The following is a 1,339-nucleotide window of genomic DNA, read 5'->3' as shown; positions in this document are numbered from 1 at the left end:
GGCGGCTACGGCCTGTCGGGGCTCGGCCGGGAGGGTGGGCTCGACACCATCAGAGATTACACACGCTCGAAATCCGTCTGGATCAACACCTCGGACGAGCCGATCCCCGATCCCTTCGTCATGCGCTGAGAACCGCGGGACGCAGGTGCACTGAGAAAAACAAAAACAGACCAACAGAGGAGAATGACATGAAACTGATTTTGACCGGCCTGCTGGCCGGGCTACTCACGGCAACCGCCGCCAAGGCCGATGAGATGGCGTTCACCAGCTGGGGCGGCACCACGCAGGAAGCGCAGACCAAATCCTGGGCAGCCCCCTTCGAAGCCAGCTCCGGCATCAAGGTGCTGCAGGACGGACCGACCGACTATGGCAAGCTCAAGGCCATGGTCGACGCCGGCAATGTCACCTGGGATGTCGTCGACGTGGAAATGGATTTCGCCATAAAGGCCGCCAAGGACGGGCTGCTGGAGCCGATCGACTATGCGGTCGTGCCCAAGGCCGATCTTGACCCGCGTTTCAGCAATGAGCATGCCGTCGGCAGCTTCTACTACTCCTTCGTGCTCGCCTGGAACAAGGGCGCCGTCTCGGGCGAACCGACCGGCTGGGCCGACATGTTCGACACCAAGAAGTTTCCCGGAAAGCGGACCTTCTACAAATGGTCGGCGCCGGGCGTCATCGAGATCGCTTTGCTGGCCGACGGCGTGCCGGCGGACAAGCTTTATCCGCTTGATCTCGATCGTGCCTTCAAGAAACTCGACACCATCAAATCCGATATCGTCTGGTGGGGCGGCGGCGCTGAATCACAGCAGCTGATTGCCTCCGGCGAGGCTGCCTTCGGTCAGTTGTGGAACGGGCGTGTCTTCGCCCTCCAGCAGGATGGCACCGACGTCGGCGTCGCCTGGAAGCAGAACCTCACCGCCGCCGACGTGCTCGTCGTGCCGAAGGGCGCCAAGAACAAGGACAGCGCGATGAAGTTCCTCGCCGCCGCCACCAGCCCGACCGGCCAGGCGAAATTCGCCGAGGCAAGCGGCTATGCGCCCATCAACACCAAGGCCAAGGCGGAGATGCCCGCCGATGCCGTCAAGGCCCTGCCTGATGCCCATGTCGACGGCCAGATCAACCTCGACATGAACTACTGGGCCGAGCATCGCGACGAGATCGCCGCGCGCTGGTATGCCTGGCAGACCAAGTAACACCGTTGCAGACCGACGGGGCGCGGCTTGCGCGCCCCGTTTTGAACAGGACCGCTCGATGCAGGGAAGTTCTTTCAGACGCAGCTCGGTTGCCGGCCTGCCAGCCGGCAGCGGCAGCGCCTTGCCGGCCCTGCTTCTGGTTGGCC

1 protein-coding gene is annotated in these 1,339 nt (G+C 63.3%); it reads left to right on the top strand.

From position 1 onward, the window contains the following. Positions 1-188: 188 nt before the first annotated feature. A complete protein-coding gene (locus EN949_RS35320; RefSeq protein ID WP_127367630.1) occupies positions 189-1,193 on the top strand; it encodes an ABC transporter substrate-binding protein in 1,005 nt (334 codons plus the stop codon). Positions 1,194-1,339 lie beyond the last annotated feature (146 nt).

Source organism: Mesorhizobium sp. M7A.F.Ca.US.007.01.2.1, from assembly GCF_003998165.1.
In the GTDB taxonomy this organism is placed as follows: domain Bacteria; phylum Pseudomonadota; class Alphaproteobacteria; order Rhizobiales; family Rhizobiaceae; genus Mesorhizobium; species Mesorhizobium ciceri.
This window is presented reverse-complemented; position numbering and strand designations above follow the sequence as displayed.

What these genes read in the sequence shown, in the direction of transcription:
- EN949_RS35320 (WP_127367630.1), top strand. Translation starts at nt 189, where the DNA reads ATGAAACTGATTTTGACCGGCCTGCTGGCCGGGCTACTCACGGCAACC.